We start from the raw sequence: 19,445 nt of genomic DNA on the forward strand, positions 1-19,445 counted from the left end.
AAATACTCGTCCAAATCAAAACGCGAGAATAATCTTGCGCGATGGCGCCAAATAATCAAGATGCAACTTGGTCGTTCACAGCTTTGACGAGTGACCCCGTATTCGTCCGTGATGTACGGCCGGTCATGCCGCCCTGCGATTGAGCAATCGGCCGAGCGGTGTGTTGGGTTGGGCGAGGGCGGCCGCGAGCAGCGCGACGAGATCCTCCATCCACTGGCCGACCGTAGCGCCGTCGAGCAGCTCGCTCTTGTAATTGCACGAACCGGTGATTCCCGTCGGCCGCTCCTTGAGCATCAGCGACAGCCATGTCTGGTCGATCGGCAGCACCGGCTGGCCTTCGCGGGCGATGTTGCCGATCGATCCTGTCGTGAGATCAGGCAGATCGAGCGGCTGGCGCAGCGGATTTTGCAGAGTGAAATAGACCTGGAGCAGCGAGGCTGGATTGACCCCCTCCTGCTCCAGATGATCGGCCAGGATGTTGAAAGGCAGCTCCTGGCGCGCATGCGCGTCAAGCACGCTCTGGCGGACCCGGACTACGGCCTGCGCGAACGACAGCTCCGGCGTGATTTTGGTGCGAACGATCACCGTGTTCTCGAACGGACCGACGATCCGGTCGGTGTCCGGCTGGGCGCGATTGGCCATGGCGGTGGCGATCGAGATGTCGTCGCGGCCGGTCCGCGCCAGCATCACGGCCTTCAAGCCGGTCAGCAGGCACATGAAGAGCGTGCAATTATGCTGGCCGCCGAAAGCCGCGAGCCGGCCGATCAGCTCACGTTCGAGACTGACCGGATGGTGCCCCCTGGACGGGCCCGGGCTTGATTCGCCCTCGAAGAGGGGAGGCGCCCCGCGCAAATTCTCGGTCCAGTCGGCCGCCTGACGGCGGGCGGCATCGGTGCCGCACCACCAGCGCTGCCAGCGCGCCACGTCCGAAAAGGCCGGCGGCGGTTTCGGCAGCGGCACCGACGAATATCCGGCCAGCGCCGCATAGCGGTAGGACAATTCCTCGAACAGCACGCCGATCGACCAGCCATCGACGACGGCGTGGTGCAGCGTCAGCAGCAACACGTGATCGCCATCGTGGAGCCGCAACAGCCGGGCGCGCAGCAGCGGCGCGCGCGTGGTGTCGATCGGGACATAGGTCTCTTGTTCGATCAGGAGATTGATCTTGCGCAGCTCCAGCGCCTTGCGCCGCTTGTTATTGTGGGACTGACCGTCGCCGATCGTCTCGACACTCAGGACACGGCCGAGAGCGCCGGGCCCGGCGATGCGGCTGACGGGCTCCCCGCCGCTCCAGCCGAAATGGGTCCGCAGCGATTCGTGCCGGCGCACGATGTCGTCGATCGCCTGCGCCAGGGCGGCCGGATTCAGCGGCCCCTGGAGACGGAAAGCGAAAGGCAGATTGAACAGCGGCAGTCCGTGAAGATTCTGCTCGATCCGCAGCATCTGGTCCTGCGCGATCGAGAGAGGGCTGCCTTCGGCCAGGCTCGCACTAGCCAACCTCGCTACACTTGGGGCCGGCTTGCGCGGCTTTGCCGCCACGGCCTCGTCGACCCGCCGGGCAAGCTCGTCGATCGTCGGTGCCTCGAAGATGGTCTTGATCGGCAGCGACGCGCCGAGCGCCCGAGCGACGCGCGCCATGACTTGGCCCGCCAGCAGCGAATGGCCGCCGAGGTCGAAAAAATTGTCGGTGACGCCGAGGCTCTCGACCTTCAGCAGGTCGATCCAGATGTCGGACAGCACCTTTTCGGTGAAGCGCCGCGCCGGCACGGCCGCATCCGGTCCGGACGTTTCCTGCTGCGCCGGCGCCAGCAGCGCGGTCCGATCGATCTTGCCATGGGCATTGAGCGGCACCTGATCCAGGAACAAGAACGCGGACGGGATGGCATGGTCCGGCAGCCGGCTCTTCAGGAAGTCGCGCAGCTCGCTGGCGCTGCTCCGGCTGCCGGATCTTGCGACGATATGGGCAATCAGCCTGACATCGCCGCTCGCTTCGCGACGCGGCTCGACGATGCCGGCGCGCACACTGGGATGGTCGGCAAGCGCGTTCTCGATCTCCTTGAGCTCGATACGGTAGCCGCGGACCTTGACCTGATGGTCGGCGCGACCGAGGCATTCGATCGTGCCGTCGGCACGGCGGCGGGCGAGGTCGCCGGTCCGGTACAGCCGGCTGCTTGCTTTGCGCGAGAACGGATCGGGCAGGAAGCGCTGCCGGTTCTGCGCGGGATCGTTGACATAGCCGCGGCCGACACCGGCGCCGCCGATGCAGAGCTCGCCGGTCACGCCGACCGGCTGCGGCTGCAGGTTTGCGTCGAGCACGTAGAGCTGCATGTTCGGCAGCGGCGCGCCGACCGGGACGTTGCCCGTCGTGGTCGTGGGCGCCCTGGTCAGGCGATGCAGCGAGACGTCGTCGGAACATTCCGACGCACCATAGGCGTTGATCAGCGGCACTTTCGGACAGCGGGCGAACCAGGCCTTGCACAGATCGACGGGCAGCGGTTCGCCCGTCGAGATCAGAAGGCGCAGCCTCGCAAAGGCGCGTCGGATTTGTGCCTCGTCCATGCGATCGAGGATCACGCGCAGCAGCGATGGGACGATCTCGAGCACCGTGATGCCCTCGCGCTCGATCTCGCGCGCGAGCAAAATCGGGTCCTGCACGATCGCGGTCCCGCAGATGTGGACGCGCGCGCCGACCATGGGCCCCGCGAGGAACTGCCACACCGAGATGACAAAACTCTGTGGCGCGGTCTGCGCGATCACGTCCCGGGACGAGAGGTTCAGCTCGGAGATGAGCGACGCCAGATGGTTTGACAGCCCGCGCTGCTCGATCATGACGCCCTTGGGCGCGCCGGAGGACCCGGAGGTGTAGATGAGATAGGCAAGGCTCGACGCCGCGCGCCGCTTTGCGGGGGCCGGCTTGGCCGACGCTGGCGCGATCGCGTCCTCGAGCTCGGCCATTTGGATGCGCTCGACCAGCGGTTCGAGCAGCGCCTCCGCCATGGATGACTGCGCCCGTTCGATCAGCAGCATGCGGGCCCCGCTCGATCCGAGGATGGTTGCGAGCCGTTCCCGCGGCTGGTCGGGATCGAGATTGAGGAAGGCGGCGCCCACGCGTTGTACGGCGATCATCGCGGCGAGCAGGTCGGGCCCGCGATCTGCAAGCAAGGCGACCACGGCCTCGGCGCCGACGCCTTCGAGAGTGAGCCAGCGCGCAGCCGCTTGGCTGCGGCGCGCCAGCTCGCGGTAGCTCAGGGATGTGCGGCCGTCCGACACCGCGATCGCGTTCGGCGTCTTCTTGACCTGGCGATCGAAACCTTCGCTCAAATTGCCGCGCGCGACGAAATTGGCCGGCACGCCCCGGCCCTGCGCCAGCAGCTGCCGGCGTTCGGCCTCAGTCAGGAGTGCCAGGCGGGAGATGCGCTGCTCCGGATCGGCGATGACGGATTTGAGCAGGGTTTTGAACTGAGCGGCCATGCCCTCGATCGTCGCCGCGTCGAACAGATCGGTGGCGTATTCGAAGAAGCCGGTGAAACGGCCGTCGGCCTCGACCAGTTCGAGCGTGATGTCGAATCGCGCCACTTTTGGATCGATCTCGATCCGCCGCGTCGACAGACCGGAGAATCGTGCCGCCTCGATCGAGGCATTCTGGAGGATGAACATGATCCGGAACAGCGGATTGCCGTCCGTCCTTCGTGCGATCTGAAGCGAGCGCAGGACTTCCTCGATCGGGAGATCCTGATTGCGATAGGCATCGAGCGTGACCTGCCGTACCCGGCGCAACATGTCGCCGAAGCTCGGATCGCCGCCAAAATCATTGCGCAGGATCAGGGTGTTGGCGAACAGTCCGATCAGGCGCTCGCTCTCGATCTGATTGCGGTTGGCGATCAGCGATCCGGTCGCGACATCTTCGTGTCCGGTGTGACGGAACAGCAGGCACTGGAACACGGCGAGCAGGGTCATGAAGGGCGTGACGCCCTGGTTCTGGCTCAGCGCGCGCAGGTCGGCCGACAGGGTTTTGGAGAATTCGAGATAGTGACGGGCACCGTGGCCGCTCCAGACCTCCGGCCTTGGGCGGTCGGTTCGCAGCGGCAGCGTGGTGACGCCGTCCAGTTGCACCCGCCAGTAATCGAGCTGCTCCTTGGCCGCGGGCGTCTGCGCCCAGCTCTGCTGCCAGGGCGCAAAGTCGCGATACAGGAAGGCGGGCGAAGGCAGTGCCGCCACGTCGTTCTTGCGCGCTGCCGAATAATGGGCGGCGAGTTCTTCCCAGAACAGCCGCTGCGACCAGCCGTCGGTGACGAGGTGGTGGACGTTGACCACCAGCACATGGCTGCTCTTGTCGAACGAGAGCAGCGTGACCTTCAGCGGTGCCTCGTTCGCAAGGTCGAACGGATGTTGCGCGAGCCGGAGTGCTTCGCGCCTGACAACAGCGACCCGCTTGTTCGCGGGGCAGGGCTTGAGCTTGATCCGCTCGAACCGCGGGGGCGATTGCAGCACAAGCTGCACCGGCTCGCCCTCGCGTTCGACGATGACCGACCGCAACGCCTCATGGCGCGCCGACACCGCGGTGAGGCTCGCAGCAAGTGCGGCGACGTCGAGCCCACCCTTGAGGAGCGCGACTTCGACGACGTTATAATTGTAGCGCGTGGGGTCGAGCCGCGAGAGCACGTACATCCGCTGCTGCTGGAACGACAGCGGCGCGTCTGCCTTCATGGCCTGGCGCCAGGCCGGTAGCATCGTTTCGCGATGGATTGCGGCGGTCTCGATCCGGGCCGCAAGCGCGGCGGCCGTGGCGCAATCAAAAACGTCCTCGAACGAGAAATCGACATTGAAGCGTTCGCGCAGGCGCGAACGCATCTGCGTCACCGCGAGCGAGTCGGCACCGAGCGCAAAGACGTCCTGATCGCCCCCGACCTGCGGCAGCTCCAGCAGATCGGCCCAGATCCCGGCGAGCTCGGTCTCCAGCGCTTTGCGCGGCAGACGGGCCTCCTCCTCGCCGCCGTCCGTTGCAATCAATTCGGCGAGCGCATTGCGCTTGACCTTGCCGCTGGCGCCTTTCGGCAGCGTCGCGACGCTGCGGATCAGGCTCGGCACCTTGTAGGCCGCGAGCCGTTTCCGGGCGAACTGGCGCAACTGGTCCGAAGTCGCCTCGGAATTCGGCCGCAGCACCACGATTGCGGCGACGTTCTCGCCGAGCTTCGGGTGCGGGACGGCAAACACGCCGGCCTCCAGCACCGCCGGATGGCTGAGCAGAACCTCTTCCACCTCCAGAGGCGAGATCTTCTGCCCGCCGCGGTTGATGACGTCCTTGATGCGGCCGACGATGAAGAGATAGCCGTCGGCATCGAGATAGCCGAGATCGCCGGTCCGGAACCAGCCGTCGCGGAAGGCAGCCTGCGTCGCCGCCTCGTCATTATAGTAGCCGCGGCTCATGTTGGGTCCGCGCAGCATGATCTCGCCGTGCTGGCCGCTGGCGAGCGCGCGGCCCGTCTCGTCCATGATTGTGATCTCGGGGCCCGCGGCGCGGCCGACCGATCCGACCTTGCGCAGCTCGAACGGGTTGGCCGCGATCTGCGAGGCCGCCTCCGTCATGCCGTAGGTTTCGAGCACGGGAACGCCGAACGTCGCCTCCAACCCGTCGAGGATCGCAGGCGCAAGCGAGGCCGAGGCGGAGCGGATCACGCGCAGCGACGACGATCGGGCAAGATCCGGGTTGGCTTCCGCCGCCGTCAGCAGCGCGCGATGGATGGTCGGCACTGCCGTGTACCACGTCGGTTGCAGCTGCCGCATCCAGCCGAAGAAGGAGGCTGCGTCGAAACCCTCGGTACAGACTACGCTGGAGCCCGCGGCCAGCGCCGTCAGCAGGCCGGAAATCAGACCATGGGCGTGAAACAGCGGCAGGACGTTGAGCAGACGATCGTGGGACGCGAGCGAGAGCGCGCGGCCGGCATTGTAGGCGGAGAGGCACACATTGCGATGCGTCAGCGGCACCATCTTCGGTCGCGCCGCCGTGCCCGAGGTCAGCAGGATGAACGCGTCGTCGTCGCCGCGCGAGGCGCCGCTGCTGCTCGCCGGTCCGACCGCCGGCCCGACCAACGCGCAGCCGCCGAGATCGTCTTGCGGCCCCGGCACGAAATCGATCACCGCAATATCGAGCGCCTTGGCGACATCGCGGGCCGCCGAGTTCGTGTCGGCCCGGGTGACGAGCGCCGTCAGCTTCAATTCGCTGAAATAGCGTTGCAGCTCGTCCGCCGTCAGATCGGGATTGACGGGAACGCAAGCGCAGCTCGAGGCTACCGCGATCAGGGCCAGTGCGCTGTCGGCACCGCGCGGCAGCGCAACCGCGATGCGGTCGGTAGAAGCGATGCCAAGCCCGCGCAGCGTGCGGACGAGATCCTGCGTCCGCACGCCAATCCCGCCGTAGTTGAGGACCGGCCGGCCGGGGGCGAGGAGGGCGGGGGCCACCGGCATCTTGCGGGCATGGAAATCGAGAAGACCGCCGATATCCTCGAATATCTTCGCTTCGGCCGTCGTACTCGCTTCCCGCGGGGCTGGGCGTGTGGCGTCCGACAATTCCGTTCCCTTTTGATCCGATTGGGCTATTCTTCCAAGAAGTTAGGAAACGCGTCCAGTCTGAGGTGAAGTTTTGGCCCCAAAATCTGTGGTTGCGGGGCCCTAAGCCCTTCGACGGAGTGATTGGTCGGGCGGAATCACCATGCTGGAGAATGAGCCGGGCACGGGAGCGGAAGGCGGGCTGAAGCGCTGGCTCGAGGGTATCGGTCTTAGCCACTATACCGATCTCTTCGCGCAGCACCGTCTCGATCTCGACGTCATGCCGGACCTGACCGAATCCGATCTGGTCGAGCTCGGATTGCCGCTCGGCGATCGGAAGCGGCTCCAGCGCGCCATGACCGCGTTATTCCGGGCCGAAACCGCGGAGAAGGCCGACGCGACGGCGCGCCCGCAAATCCGGACGGAGGTCGGCGCCGAGCGGCGTCAGCTCACCACCATGTTCTGCGACATGGTGGATTCCACCTCGCTCTCGGTGCAGTTCGATCCGGAAGACGTGCGCGACATGATCGCGAGCTTCCGCGAAACCTGTGTCCGCGTCGTGAAGCATTACGAAGGTTTTGCTGCCCGCTTCGTCGGAGACGGTATTTTGGTCTATTTCGGCTATCCGACCGCACATGAGGACGACGCCGAGCGCGCCGTGCGTGCGGGGCTGGAAATCGTCCGGGTGCTGTCGACCGCTCGCGCGATCGAGCCGCGTGGCGCGCTCAGCCACTCACCCGCCGTCCGCATCGGCATCGCAACCGGTCTCGTCGTGGTTGGCGACCTAGTCGGACAGGGCACCGAAGAGCGCGACTCCGCGGTCGGAGAAACCGTCAATCTCGCCGCGCGCCTGCAGGGCCTGGCGCCGCCCAACGGTGTGGTGATTTCCACGTCGACCCAGTCGCTGCTGAAGGGGAAGTTCGACTACCGCGATCTCGGCGTCCACGTGCTCAAGGGAATCTCGGAGAAAGCCCAGGCCTGGCACGTGATGCGCGCCTCGCGGGTGGAGACCCGCTTCGCCGCCGCCATGGGCACGCGGCTGACCCCGCTCGTCAACCGGGAGGAGGAGATTGCGCTGCTGATGGGGCGCTGGCAGCAGGCCAAGGAGGGCGAGGGCCAGGTCGTGGTCAAGTTCGGCGAGCCCGGCATCGGCAAGTCGCGCATCATCCAGGAGATCTTCGACCGGATCGCGGGCGATCGCCATGGACAGGTCTCGTTCCAGTGCTCGCCCTATTACACCTCCACGGCGTTCTATCCGTTCGCCGAGCAGCTCAAATTCTCTCTCGGTCTCGATCGCGAGGATGCGTCCGTTCAGTCGCTGGCGAGCCTGGAGACCGCGATCGCCGCCGCTCATGGCGACATCGAGCAGGTTGCGCCGCTGTTTGCCGTGCTGTTGTCCATTCCGACCGGCGACCGCTATCCGCCGCTCGAGCTGTCGCCGCAGCAGCAAAAGGATGCGACCGTCGCTGCGCTGGTCAATCATTTCCTCGGCCTTGCGCGCGAGCAGCCGCTGGTGATCGCATTCGAGGATCTGCACTGGATCGACCCGACGTCCCGTGAGGTGATCGATCTCCTGGTCGACCGGGCACAGAACCGGGCAATCCTGGTCATCATCACCGCGCGCACCGAATTCCAGCCGAGCTGGAACGCCCATTCGCATATCACGACCCTGGTGCTGAACCGGTTGAGCCGGCAGTTGCGCGCGACGCTGGTCGAGCGCGTGGCGGGACGCGAGCTTCCCAAGGAGGTCATCGAGGAGATCATCGTCAAGACCGACGGCGTGCCGCTGTTCCTGGAGGAGCTGACCAAGACGGTTCTCGAATCCAACCTCCTGACCGAACGGCACGGGCGCTACGTGCTGTCGGGTCCGTGGCGGCAGCTTGCGATCCCGGCGACGCTGACGGACTCGCTGATGGCGCGGCTGGACCGGATGGGGCCGTTCAAGCGGATCGCGCAAATCGGTGCCACCATCGGCCGCGAATTCTCCTACGAGACTCTGCACGCGGTCGCCAACACACCCGCCGAACAGATCGAGGCCGCGCTCAATCATTTGGAGGAGGCCGGACTGATCATGCGCCGCGGCCATCCGCCCGACGCGCTCTACTCCTTCAAGCACGTGATGATTCAGAACGCCGCGCATGCGAGCTTGCTGCACAGCGAGCGGCGCAAGCTGCATTCCCGGATCGCCCAGGTGCTGGCCGAGATGTATCCCGAGAAGACCGAGCGCGAACCGGAACTGCTCGCCCATCATATGACCGAATCCGGCCAGAGCGAGAGCGCCGCCAGCTTCTGGCTTAAGGCCGGTAAGCAGGCGGCCAAGAGTGGCGCCAATCTAGAGGCGATCGGGCATCTGGGCCGCGGCCTCGGCGTCGTGCAGGCCAATGCGCGCATGCAGGGCGCCGATGAGATGGAGCTCGAATTGCGCATCGCGCTCGGCAACGCGCTGATCGCCGCCAAGGGCTATGCCGTGCAGGAGGTCGAGGAGAACTACGTCCGCGCCCTCGAACTCGGCCAGCAGCTCGACGACGACGAAAAGGCCTTCGCCGCCACGCGCGGGCTCTGGGTCTGTCATTTCATCCGCGCCGATCTGACCCGCGCGCACGATCTCAGCGTCGAGCTGTTGAAGTTCGCCAAGCGCGAGCGGCTGAACGAGGGGACGCAACCGGCGCAGCAGACCGGCTATCTGATCGAGGCGCATCGCTCGATCGCGATGACTATGCTCTATCGCGGGCGCTTTGCCGCGTCCCAGCATCATCTGCACCGCTGCATCAACCTCTACAGCCCCGACCTGCACTCCGATCTGATGGAGCGGCACGGCACCGATCCCGGTGTCGTCTCGCTGTCCTATCTCGGCTACCTCCTGTGGTTCCTCGGCCGGCCCGACGCGGCGCGCCAGCACAGCGAACAGGCGATCGCGAACGCCGAGAAGATCCGCCACCCATTCACGCTCGCCTTCGCGCTCGTGTTCGGCGCCTATCTCTGCCAGCATTTGCGCGATGTTGAGGGCACGCGCGACCATGCCAACCGCGCCATGATCATCGCCACGGAGCACAATTTCCTGCACTGGAAGCAGCAGGCCGCGATCCTGCGCGGCTGGGCGCTGGCGCAGCTCGGCGAGGCCGACGAAGGCCTCAGCCAGATGCGGTTCGGCCTCGACGAATACGAAGCGATGGATTCCTGGCTCGCCGGCTGCTGGTTCCGCTGCCTGCTCGCGGAGGCCTACGCCAAGGTCGGAATGCGCGATGCCGCCTTGCGCGCGCTGGACGGTGCGCTCGCGACCGCAAGACGGACCGGCGACCACTCCTACCTCGCCGAAGTCTACCGCCTGCAAGGCGAGATCACCCTGTCGGATGAGAATCCGGCCTCGGTGCAGGAGGCCGAGGACCTGTTCAACCTGTCGCTGGAGATCGCGCGCAAGCAGGGCGCTCTGTCCTGGGAGCTTCGCACCGCCGTCAGCCTCGCGCGACTGTCGCACCAAGCCGGCAAGCGCGAGCACGCTCGTCTCCTGCTCGTACCGATCATCGGCAAGTTCAGCGAGGGCTTTTCCACGCCGGACCTGAAACAGGCGATGCAACTGATCGACGAGCTCGGCGTGGACGCGCTTGTTCGTAAACGGGCCGATTCCGTGAGATGAGCGATCTTGCCGCCGCGCGTGCGCGTTACGTGGAGCTGATCTCAAAACGCGAGCGGATCTCTTCAACGCGCCTGCTCGAAGCCCTCGGCACTGTTCCGCGCGAAAAGTTTCTGGCGAAGGGGCCGTGGCGCATCAAGACCGAGGCGGCGCGCAACTATCGGCTGACGCCGGATGCCGATCCCGTTCATCTCCAGGACAATGTGCTGGTCGCGATCGATGCGCGCCGCAAGCTTGATACCGGACTTCCGAGCCTGTGGGCGCATTTCATCGATTTGCTCGACGTCGGGGAAAAAGACCGTGTGGTCCAGATCGGCTGCGGGCTCGGCTATTTCTCAGCCGTGCTGTCGAAGATCGTGGGGCCCAAGGGCAGGGTGCAGGCAATCGAATGCGACGAGCGGCTTGCGGCGCGCGCCGCAACCTATCTTGGCGCCTATCGCAACGTCGCGGTCGTCCATGGCGACGGATGCGAGGACATCGGCGAACCCGCCGACGTGATCATCGTTCATGCCGGCTTCTCGCAGCCGCATCCGCTCTGGCTTCGGTCGCTTCGTCCGCGCGGCCGGCTTCTGGTGCCGCTGACCCAGCGGGACCGCGAAGGCGCCGCCCTCAAGATCACCCGCAAGGGCAGGGGGTTCGAAGCCGAGGCGGTGCAGCAGATCCGGATATTTCCCGGCCAAGGCCGCGGTCTGACCGCGCTCGACGACCGCGTCGCCGACTGGTGGCAGCGCGCCTCCGCGCTGGCGCCGCTGCGCTTTCGCGGCATCGAGCAGGGGTTGCCGTCGGATGGCTAATGCTTCGTTTCATTTTACCTTGATTGCGAATGTAAGTATCCAACGCGTCTCAGCGCCGCTATGACTGCGGCCTGATCGCCATACGAGCGCGCGCCATGCATTCCGTTGCCCTGCTGACCGCCAGCTACGCCAAGGATATCGAGCGCTTTTCGCTGCTCAGCGAGAGCATCGACACCTGGTTGACGGGCTACACACGGCATTATGTTCTCGTTAACGATGAGGATCTGCCGCTGTTCGCGCGGTTCGCTTCCGACAAGCGCGTCATCGTTCCGGCCTCGCGCTATTTGCCGAAATGGCTGTGGGCGTTGCCGCCGGCTCTGCAGTTCATCAGCAAACGGCGCGTCTGGCTGTCGCTGCTGTCGTCACCTGTTCATGGCTGGCACATTCAGCAGATCCTCAAGATCGCCGGCGTCCTCAACGCGCCAGAGCAGCGCGTCTGCATCCTGGATTCGGACAATCTGTTCTTCCGCGAATTCGACGTCGGTGAGTATGCCGGCGCCGAGAAGACCCCGCTGTTCGTCACGCGCAACGGGATCGACGCCGCCCACCCCTTGCATGTCCTGTGGCTCCGCACCGTCGATCAGCTCCTTGGCATTAAGGACCGGTCCTTCCCCGCGGACGACTATGTCGGCAACGCGCTGGTCTGGGACAGGGACACCGCGCGCGCGATGACCGATTCGATCAAGTCGGCAACGGGATTGAACTGGGTTCTGGCACTGTGCCGGAAGAAGAAGTTCTCGGAATATCTCATGTACGGCCATTTCGTCGCGAACGCGCCCGCGCATCTGGTCGCTCATCGGGTCACCGAGGACAGCATCGCGGTCTCGCATTGGGACGACACCCGCCTCGACCGTCCCGCCATCGAAGCGATGATGCGCGCCGCTTCGCCCGACCAGGTCGCGCTGTGCATCCAGTCCTATTCGTCGACCTCCATCGACGACATCCGCGACGTGTTCCGCCTCAGCTCGCGCGACCGTCGCGGTCCGAGTCTTTCGCCCGAGCACATGGGCGACGAGGCTCAGTTCGAAGTGCCGAAAGCTCGCTAGACCTTACACGTCTCTCGTGAACTTGCTGATCACGTTCATGAACGGCTTCGGCTTGAACTCGCCGTCGAGCGGCAAAGGACGGTTCGGCTGCTTGTCGGCGCGGGCAAAGGTGCCGTTGATCCAGCTGTAGCGGTCCGAGAGGCCCCAGGTCAGGATCGAGCGCACTGGTCCGCTGGTCGAGATCGCGGTCAGGAGATCATCGACGCGCTTGGCGACGATGGCATCGCGCTCCGCCGGCGTCCCCGTCAGCTTCTGGTCGTCGACATCGAGCTCGGTGACGAGCACCTCGAGGCCCCAGGCGCGCAGCTCGGTGACGAATTCGGCAAGCCCATGGGTGTCGATCTCGAGCTCGGCATGCAGATGCGATTGCAGTCCCACGGCGTGCAACTGCACGCCCTGGTCGAGCAGCTCCATGATGAGATGGCGGTAGGCCGCGCGCTTCGCGATGAACGTGTCCTTAGCCGACTCGATGTCGTATTCGTTGATCGCGAGCTTGACGAAGGGATCGGCCGCGGCCGCCGTGCGGAACGCCAGCGGAATCCAGCGGTTGCCCAGATGCTGCGTCCAGAACGACTCGCGTCGGTCTTTCGGGCTGTGCGGATTGTCCGGGATCGGCTCGTTGACGACGTCCCACGACGTCAGCTTGTCCTTGTAATAGGAGACGACGGTGCCGATGTGGTCGACATAGGCGCGCTCGACGCCCTTGGTATCCTTGATCTGCTTGGTCCAGTCCGGAATGTCGTGATACCAGGCGAGCGCGTGGCCGCGCATCGTCAGGTCGTTCTGCCGGGCGAAATCCAGGATCGCGTCGGCGCGTTCGAAGGCAAAGGTGTGCGCGTCCGGACGCAGCATCGGCCATTTCAGCTCGAGCACCGGCACGACTTGTGTGCAGTAGGTGCTGATGGCTTCGCCGAGCCTGGGATCCGCTTGCAGATCCCAGAGCGTGGCCGCGGCACCAAATCCCTGATAGCGCTGGGCGAGTTTCGACGCCGGCGCTGCGGACGCCGATGCGGCTGCCGCGAGTGCTGCGGCGCTGCCGAGGAGAAATTCGCGTCTGTCGAGCCTGGTCACGGCATTCCTTATCGGAGCCAACGCGCCACCGTACCAAGCGACGCCTTGCAACGCCGGGGATTTCCCTCGTTGGGTTAACTTTGCCAGTGCGAAATCACGGTTCCTTTCGGTGGCCGTGGCGCCGTCAGGGAAGGGCAAATTTAACGCTAACCCGCGAAAGCGGCTTCAAAACCGGATTCGCCGCCCGATCTCCAGACTTATGTGACACTCTTGAGAGATGTTGCGGCGCAATTCGTTCGCCCCGCCATGGTCCAATTGATGAACGGCCGTCACACTCGCAACAATGTTGTCGGTCCCGTGCTCGCATGCTGAACCGCCATTTCTCGATTTATCTCGTCGCCTACATCCTGCCTGCGGCGGTGGGTTTCTTCGCCGTCACGGCCTACACGCGACTGCTGACGCCGGCGGAGTACGGCGTTTATGTCGTCGGCATCAGCCTGGCCGGCATTCTAGGCGCGATCTTCTTCGCCTGGATCAAGCTGTCGGTGTCGCGCTATCAGGCGATGTCGGCCGAGGTGGATTTCCGCGGCACTGCAATGGTCGCCTTCGCGCTCACCGTTGCCGTCCTCTGCGCCACCACGCCGCTGGTTTTCCTGTTCCGCAATGATCTCAGCGTTGGGCTGCTGCTTGCCAGCATGTTCGTCGCGATCATGGCGAATGCCGTCGATGTCGGCCAGGAGTTCGAGCGCGCAAAACTGCGCCCTTACAGGTTCGCGGCGATCTCGATCGTGCGCAGCGTGTCGAGCGTCGGTTTCGGCCTGCTCGGCATCTGGCTCGGCTGGGGTGGACTGGGACTGCTCGCCGCATTCGGCCTGGGTTCGCTCGCCGGGATCATCCTGAACCTTCTCGGTGACCGCACCAGGATCGCGCGCTTTCAGCGCAGCCAGTTCGTGCAGCTCGCGCGCTACGGCCTGCCGCTGACGCTGGCCGGATTGTCGGTTGCGGTCTACTCGGCCTGCGACCGCCTCATCGTGGCTTATTTGCTCGGCAAGGACGCCGCCGGAATCTTTGGCGTCGCCGCCGATCTGCCGCGACAGTTCATGGTCATGATCGCCTCCAGCGTCGCCGCGGCGACCGTGCCGTTGGTGTTCCGGTCATTGTCGGACAAGAACATCGAGACGACGCGGGAGCGGCTGACCGAGAGCCTCGAACTTCTGCTCGTCGTAGTTGCGCCCGTCGCGGTCTGGCTCGCGCTCGCAGCCGACCAGGTCGCCGGCACGCTCGTCGGCGTCGACTTCCGCGCCGGCGTGTCGGTATTGCTGCCGACCCTGGTGCTCGCGCGCTTGTTCGGCATCGCCAATCAGTTCTATGTGCAGATCAGCTTCCAGCTTGCCGAGCGACCGTTCATGCTGGCGGCGCAGTCGTTCCTGACGCTGGTCGTCAGCGTGGCGTTGATGTTCATGCTGGTGGCCGGCCATGGTCTCTACGGCGCGGCGCTGGCGACCCTTGCAACCGAAGCGATCGGTTTCCTCGTTGCCGTCGTGCTGATGCATCGCGCCCATCCGGTCCCGTTCGACCTCCACCGCCTCGCCGGCGTTGCGGTCTCCGCCGCGGCGATGGCGGCTGCGATCCTCGTGGCACGATCCCAGGTCAATGGCATCGGCCTCGTCCCGCTCATGCTCGTGAGCCTCGCCGGCGGGCTCGCTTATGCCGCTGCCGCGTGGTTGCTGAACATCGCAAACGTCCGGACGCTGTCGCTGCGTTTCCTGCGAACCTTCAACCGCAAGGCGCTGGGCGTTTAAGCCGCGATGCCTGACGAGGCTCGGCCTCAGCGTCTGAAGCTCTGAAAGCGCCGCCTGGCCTGGCGATGGCTCGGTTCCGACCGGAAGCGCACAGCCGCCCGGGTCTAGGGCGGAGGGCGATTTTGTTGCGTCCGTGGCCATAACTGTGCTTCTTGGGCGGCATGTCGGGAGCAGAGCAGATATGACCCAAGGAACGCCGGAAATCCGCGCATCGGCGCAGTTGCTTGCCCGCTATCGCGAGCCTGACAATACGCGGGGTGTCCTCGAACTGGCGATCACGGCGATCCCGTTCGTCGTCATCTGGGCTCTGATCTGGGTCGCTCTTGACCAGGGCTATTGGTTTGCCCTCCTGCTCGAGGTGCCCGCGGCGGGTTTGCTGGTCCGCCTCTTCATGATCCAACACGATTGCGGACACGGCTCGTTCTTCCGCGGCCGCGTTGCCAACGATTGGGTCGGCCGTGCCATCGGCGTGATGACACTGACGCCATACGGCTACTGGCGGCATAACCATGCGGGCCATCACGCGAATTCCGGCAATCTCGACCACAGGGGCTTGGGCGACATCGATACGTTGACCACGCGCGAATTTCTCGGGCGGTCGCGATGGCGCCGGACGCTGTATCGCTTGTATCGACATCCCCTCGTGATGTTTGGCGCCGGTCCCTCGTATTTGTTCATCTTGAAGCACCGATTGCCGGTCGGGATGATGCGTCGCGGCTGGAAACCCTGGCTGAGCACGATGGGCACGAACATCGCCCTCGCGGTTCTCGCCGTCACGATGATCTGGCTGGTCGGCTATGGGCCGTTGCTGCTTGTGCATCTGCCGATCGTTGTCCTGGCGGCGTCGATCGGTGTGTGGCTGTTCTACGTCCAGCACCAGTTCGAGCACACGCATTGGGCCCACGACGAGACCTGGAACTTTCACGACGCCGCGCTGCACGGCAGCTCTCACTACCAATTGCCGGGTGTCTTGCGATGGTTCACGGCAAATATCGGCGTCCACCACATCCATCATTTGTCCAGTCGAATTCCCTGCTATCGCTTGCAGGACGTATTGCGCGACCATCCGCAGTTCGCTGGTGTCGGGCGGATCACGCTGCTCCAGAGTTTGCGGACCGTGCGGCTGACCTTGTGGGACGAGGAACGGCAGCGGCTCGTCTCCTTTGGAGAGGCAGCCTTGTTTGGCAAGGCAGCCTTGTTTGAAAAGGCCGCCTTGACTCCAGTGGCTTAGCTTTACGCCGCCCCGCGCGGCCGCCGACCGGCGTGAATTCGCGCGATCGGAACGCGATGGGCGTCTAGCGGCCGTTCAACGTGGCTTCGCCGTCCGACGCCGGGCGCTGGCAGCCGTGTCACCGATCCCCGGTCATTCTGTCGCAGCGATAGACCGCCAGCTTCGGCCGCGCGGCGCCCTTCCGCCTGCGTTAACCGTCGTATATGAGATTTATCGCCGGAACGTGCCGAATGTCGCCACAGACGGAACGTAAGGCGGCGGCGATTTCTTAATTCAAAGATCGCAATCTGATCAATGACCGGCGGACTGGCATTTCGACCGAGGATGGCATGAGAAACCTGATGACAACGGCGCAATCCACCGTGGCGATGCGGCGTTGGGGGCCCCCCGGAATTGTGACCCTGGCGGCAATGCTCGCCTTTGCGGCCGTGGCTCCGGCCAATGCGGCCAAGCAGGCGCGTCAGCCGGCCGAGGCGGTGGCACCGCGCGAGGCTGGCGAACCGATCATGGCGATCGTGTCGATCAAGAGCCAGCAGGTCACCTTCTACGACGCCGAGGGCTGGATTTTTCGCGCGCCGGTGTCCACCGGCACGACGGGACGCGAGACGCCGGCCGGCGTCTTCGCCATCATCGAGAAGGACAAGGACCACCACTCGACCATGTATGACGACGCCTGGATGCCGAACATGCAGCGCATCACCTGGAACGGCATCGCGCTGCATGGCGGGCCGCTGCCCGGCTACGCCGCTTCGCATGGCTGCGTGCGGATGCCGTTCGGCTTTGCGGAGGGCCTGTTCGACAAGACCAACATCGGGATGCGGGTGATCATCTCGCCGAACGACGCGGCTCCGATCGACATCGTTCATCCCGCACTGTTCATGCCGAAGCGGGACGCCATTGCGGCGGCGCCGGGCCAAATTGGCAGGCTCTCCGGCGAGGCCGAGGAGGCCACAAGGGCGGCCGACGAGGCCAAGAAGGCCGCGACGGCGGCCGCGAAAGAGGCGGCATCGCTGCCGGCCTCGTTGCGCAAGCTGGAACAGCAGAAGACCCGCGCCGACGCCGAGCTCGCCTTCGCCGACAGGCAGCTCGCGGCCGCCAAGACCGATCAGGCCCGCGCCAAGGCCGAGGAGCTGAAGCAGAAGGCCGCCACCAAGGCCGCCGACGCGGCGACGCAGCTCGATGCCGCCAAGAGCGCCGCACAACCGAAGCGCGACGCGGTGGCTGCCACGAAAGAGGCCGCCAAGGCGGCAGCGGCCAGGAAGGCCGATGCCGTGAAGGCCGCGACCGACGCAAAGCTCGCACTCGAGCCGGTCTCGGTCTACATCAGCCGCGCGACGCAGAAGCTCTACGTGCGGCGGAACACGCACAAGCCGGCACCGGACGGCGGCGGCGAGGTGTTCGACACCAGCATCGAGGTTCCCGTCGCGATCCGCAATCCGGATCAGCCGCTCGGCACGCATATCTTCACCGCGATGGCGAAGACCGACACAGGCCTGCGCTGGAGCGTGGTCACGATCGAAGACAGCGACAACGCCAGGAACGCACTCGACCGCATCACCATCCCACAGGAGGTGCTCGATCGCATCGCGCCGACCGCGTTGCCGCGCTCCTCGATCATCATCTCGGACGAGCCGCTGAGCAGCGAGACCAACTACCGCACCGAGTTCGTCGCAGTGCTGAGCAACCAGCCCCAGGGCGGTTTCATCACGCGCAAGCCGACCGCGCCTCCGATGGCCATGGCGAGCGATGACGGCTGGGACAATGGCGGCAACGGTTTCGGCTTCTTCTTCCAGCGCGATCCGAATCCGCAGCCCGTCAATCCGCGCCGGCGCGGCCAGTATCAATATTATCAGCCGGCACAGCCGATGCAGCGGGGCTTCTGGTAGGAGCGGGCGGATCGAAGCTCGCCACTATCGCCGCGCCTCGATCACGATAGCCTGGATCTTGCCCTCGATCGGTCCGGACCCATGGCGCGTTCGGATCGTCTCGGCAACGATGTCGGTCGCAGCCTGAAGCTTGCTGGCATCGCGCGCCTCGATCTCGCTGCGCAGCGGCGTGCCCTGGCAGAGCGCGATCGCGACGTGCTCGGGCGACGGGGCCCGGCTTATTTCAGCTCGCGTTTCGATCGATATGTCACGGAAGCCTGCGCGTTCGAGGTCGGTTCTGATGACGGCCTTGTCGTGATAGCCGTGCGGCGTCCGGGCCATGAAACGAGGCGGGTCGTCGGGAAACAGCTTTTCGAGCGCGACGGTCGCTTCATGCGTCAGCACATTGTCCTCGATGCGATCCCAGACGTTGAACACGAACGTGCCATTGCCGTTGAGGACGCGCTTCACTTCCCCGTAGGCCTTCACGCGGTCCGGAAAGAACATGGCGCCGAACTGGCAGCAGACCACGTCGAAGGCTGCATCGTCGAAGGGCAGGGCCGAGCCGTCGGCCTGGCGCCACGAGATTCGATCGTCGTCTGCCTGACGCTGCGCCGCGACGGCGAGCATCGGCTCGTTGAGGTCGGTCGCGACATAACGAACGCCGCGCGGCAGCGCCGCCGCCACCGCGCGCGTCACGGCGCCGGTGCCTGCCGCGATCTCGAGCAGCACGGAGGGAGACCGGGCCGCGACACGTCTTGCGATGTCGTCGGCGTAAACGGCGAAGATCATCGGCACCAGATATTCGTCGTAAAGCTTCGGGATCGAGCCGGCGAAAACCTTGTCGGTGTTGGACATGCTTGCCTCGCTGAAGTTCGGAGACGAGGCTCACGTTACCATGGATTGCCGTCTACCGCGCCAGCAGCGCGGTGAACCCGGCCGGTTCCTGCATCCCCTTCGCCGGCCAGCGTCATCGGCCCCCTCCGACCTCGCGGATCGGCCGCGTGCCGTCCCAGCTCAAAGCCGCCTGCCGGACCTTCTCGAAGAACGGCCCCTTGGTGCCGCTGATGTCGGAGATCTCGATCACGGTGCCTGGATGGGCCTGGGTGTCGAAATAGGCAAAGCGCCCTCTGTCGCCGCCGATCTGGCCCTCGTGGCCGATCCTGTAGCCGAGCCCGAGCGCCCTGTCGTAGAGCGCCTGGTAGTCGTGGCTCCAGTAGGACATGTGCTGGAGGCCTTCGTGGCCGGACTCGAGGAATTCCCTGTATAGCGAGGGCGCGTCGTTGCGCTGCTGGATCAGCTCGATCTGGAGATCGCCGGAATTGGCCAGCGCGATGCTCATCTCGACGGCGGAGTTTTCGCCGCGATGGCAAAACCAGTCGGTCTTGACGCGGTCCATGTAGTACCAGGGACCGACGCCCATCACCTCGATCCAGTGCTTCATCGCGGAGTGGATGTCCCGCACCACATAACCGTTCTGGCGTACCGCGCCGAAGATGCGGCTCATGCCCGCGCTCCT

General features: G+C 65.2%; 10 protein-coding genes. 6 read left to right on the forward strand and 4 right to left on the reverse strand.

Going from position 1 to position 19,445, the window contains the following annotated elements:
* Positions 1-123: 123 nt before the first annotated feature.
* Positions 124-6,567, reverse strand: coding sequence for an amino acid adenylation domain-containing protein (locus ACIPUD_RS29280; protein ID WP_446482005.1), 6,444 nt, complete (start codon positions 6,565-6,567; stop codon positions 124-126).
* A 142-nt stretch (positions 6,568-6,709) separates the two neighbouring features.
* Here ACIPUD_RS29280 and ACIPUD_RS29285 point away from each other — a divergent pair, with 142 nt between their 5' ends.
* The 3 genes from ACIPUD_RS29285 (at position 6,710) to ACIPUD_RS29295 (ending at position 12,017) form a co-directional block, all read left to right on the forward strand.
* The gene (locus tag ACIPUD_RS29285; protein ID WP_446482006.1) at positions 6,710-10,180 is read left to right on the forward strand and encodes an ATP-binding protein; all 3,471 of its coding nucleotides are present in this window, start codon (positions 6,710-6,712) and stop codon (positions 10,178-10,180) included.
* The gene (locus ACIPUD_RS29290) at positions 10,177-10,971 is read left to right on the forward strand and encodes a protein-L-isoaspartate O-methyltransferase family protein (protein WP_446482007.1); all 795 of its coding nucleotides are present in this window, start codon (positions 10,177-10,179) and stop codon (positions 10,969-10,971) included. The genes ACIPUD_RS29285 and ACIPUD_RS29290 overlap by 4 nt, the downstream gene beginning before the upstream one ends.
* A 95-nt stretch (positions 10,972-11,066) precedes the next feature.
* Complete coding sequence (locus tag ACIPUD_RS29295) at positions 11,067-12,017, forward strand: DUF6492 family protein (protein ID WP_377827903.1); 951 nt, start codon at positions 11,067-11,069, stop codon at positions 12,015-12,017.
* A gap of 3 nt (positions 12,018-12,020) precedes the next feature.
* Here ACIPUD_RS29295 and ACIPUD_RS29300 read toward each other — a convergent pair whose 3' ends face one another.
* A complete protein-coding gene (locus tag ACIPUD_RS29300) occupies positions 12,021-13,088 on the reverse strand; it encodes an endo-1,4-beta-xylanase (protein WP_446482008.1) in 1,068 nt (355 codons plus the stop codon).
* Between the two features lie 305 nt (positions 13,089-13,393).
* Between ACIPUD_RS29300 and ACIPUD_RS29305 the strand changes: the two genes are divergently transcribed.
* The 3 genes from ACIPUD_RS29305 (at position 13,394) to ACIPUD_RS29315 (ending at position 17,947) form a co-directional block, all read left to right on the forward strand.
* Positions 13,394-14,830, forward strand: coding sequence for a lipopolysaccharide biosynthesis protein (locus ACIPUD_RS29305; protein WP_204513719.1), 1,437 nt, complete (start codon positions 13,394-13,396; stop codon positions 14,828-14,830).
* A gap of 181 nt (positions 14,831-15,011) precedes the next feature.
* Positions 15,012-16,061, forward strand: a complete 1,050-nt coding sequence (locus tag ACIPUD_RS29310; RefSeq protein ID WP_018455677.1) for a fatty acid desaturase — start codon at positions 15,012-15,014, stop codon at positions 16,059-16,061.
* A gap of 329 nt (positions 16,062-16,390) precedes the next feature.
* Positions 16,391-17,947 (forward strand): L,D-transpeptidase, encoded by a 1,557-nt coding sequence (locus ACIPUD_RS29315; protein ID WP_026233000.1) that lies wholly within the window; start codon positions 16,391-16,393, stop codon positions 17,945-17,947.
* Between the two features lie 24 nt (positions 17,948-17,971).
* Here ACIPUD_RS29315 and ACIPUD_RS29320 read toward each other — a convergent pair whose 3' ends face one another.
* Complete coding sequence (locus ACIPUD_RS29320; protein WP_204513720.1) at positions 17,972-18,784, reverse strand: class I SAM-dependent methyltransferase; 813 nt, start codon at positions 18,782-18,784, stop codon at positions 17,972-17,974.
* Between the two features lie 112 nt (positions 18,785-18,896).
* Complete coding sequence (locus ACIPUD_RS29325) at positions 18,897-19,433, reverse strand: VOC family protein (protein WP_247372473.1); 537 nt, start codon at positions 19,431-19,433, stop codon at positions 18,897-18,899.
* Positions 19,434-19,445 lie beyond the last annotated feature (12 nt).

The sequence above is a fragment of the Bradyrhizobium sp. CAR08 genome, assembly GCF_052871955.1.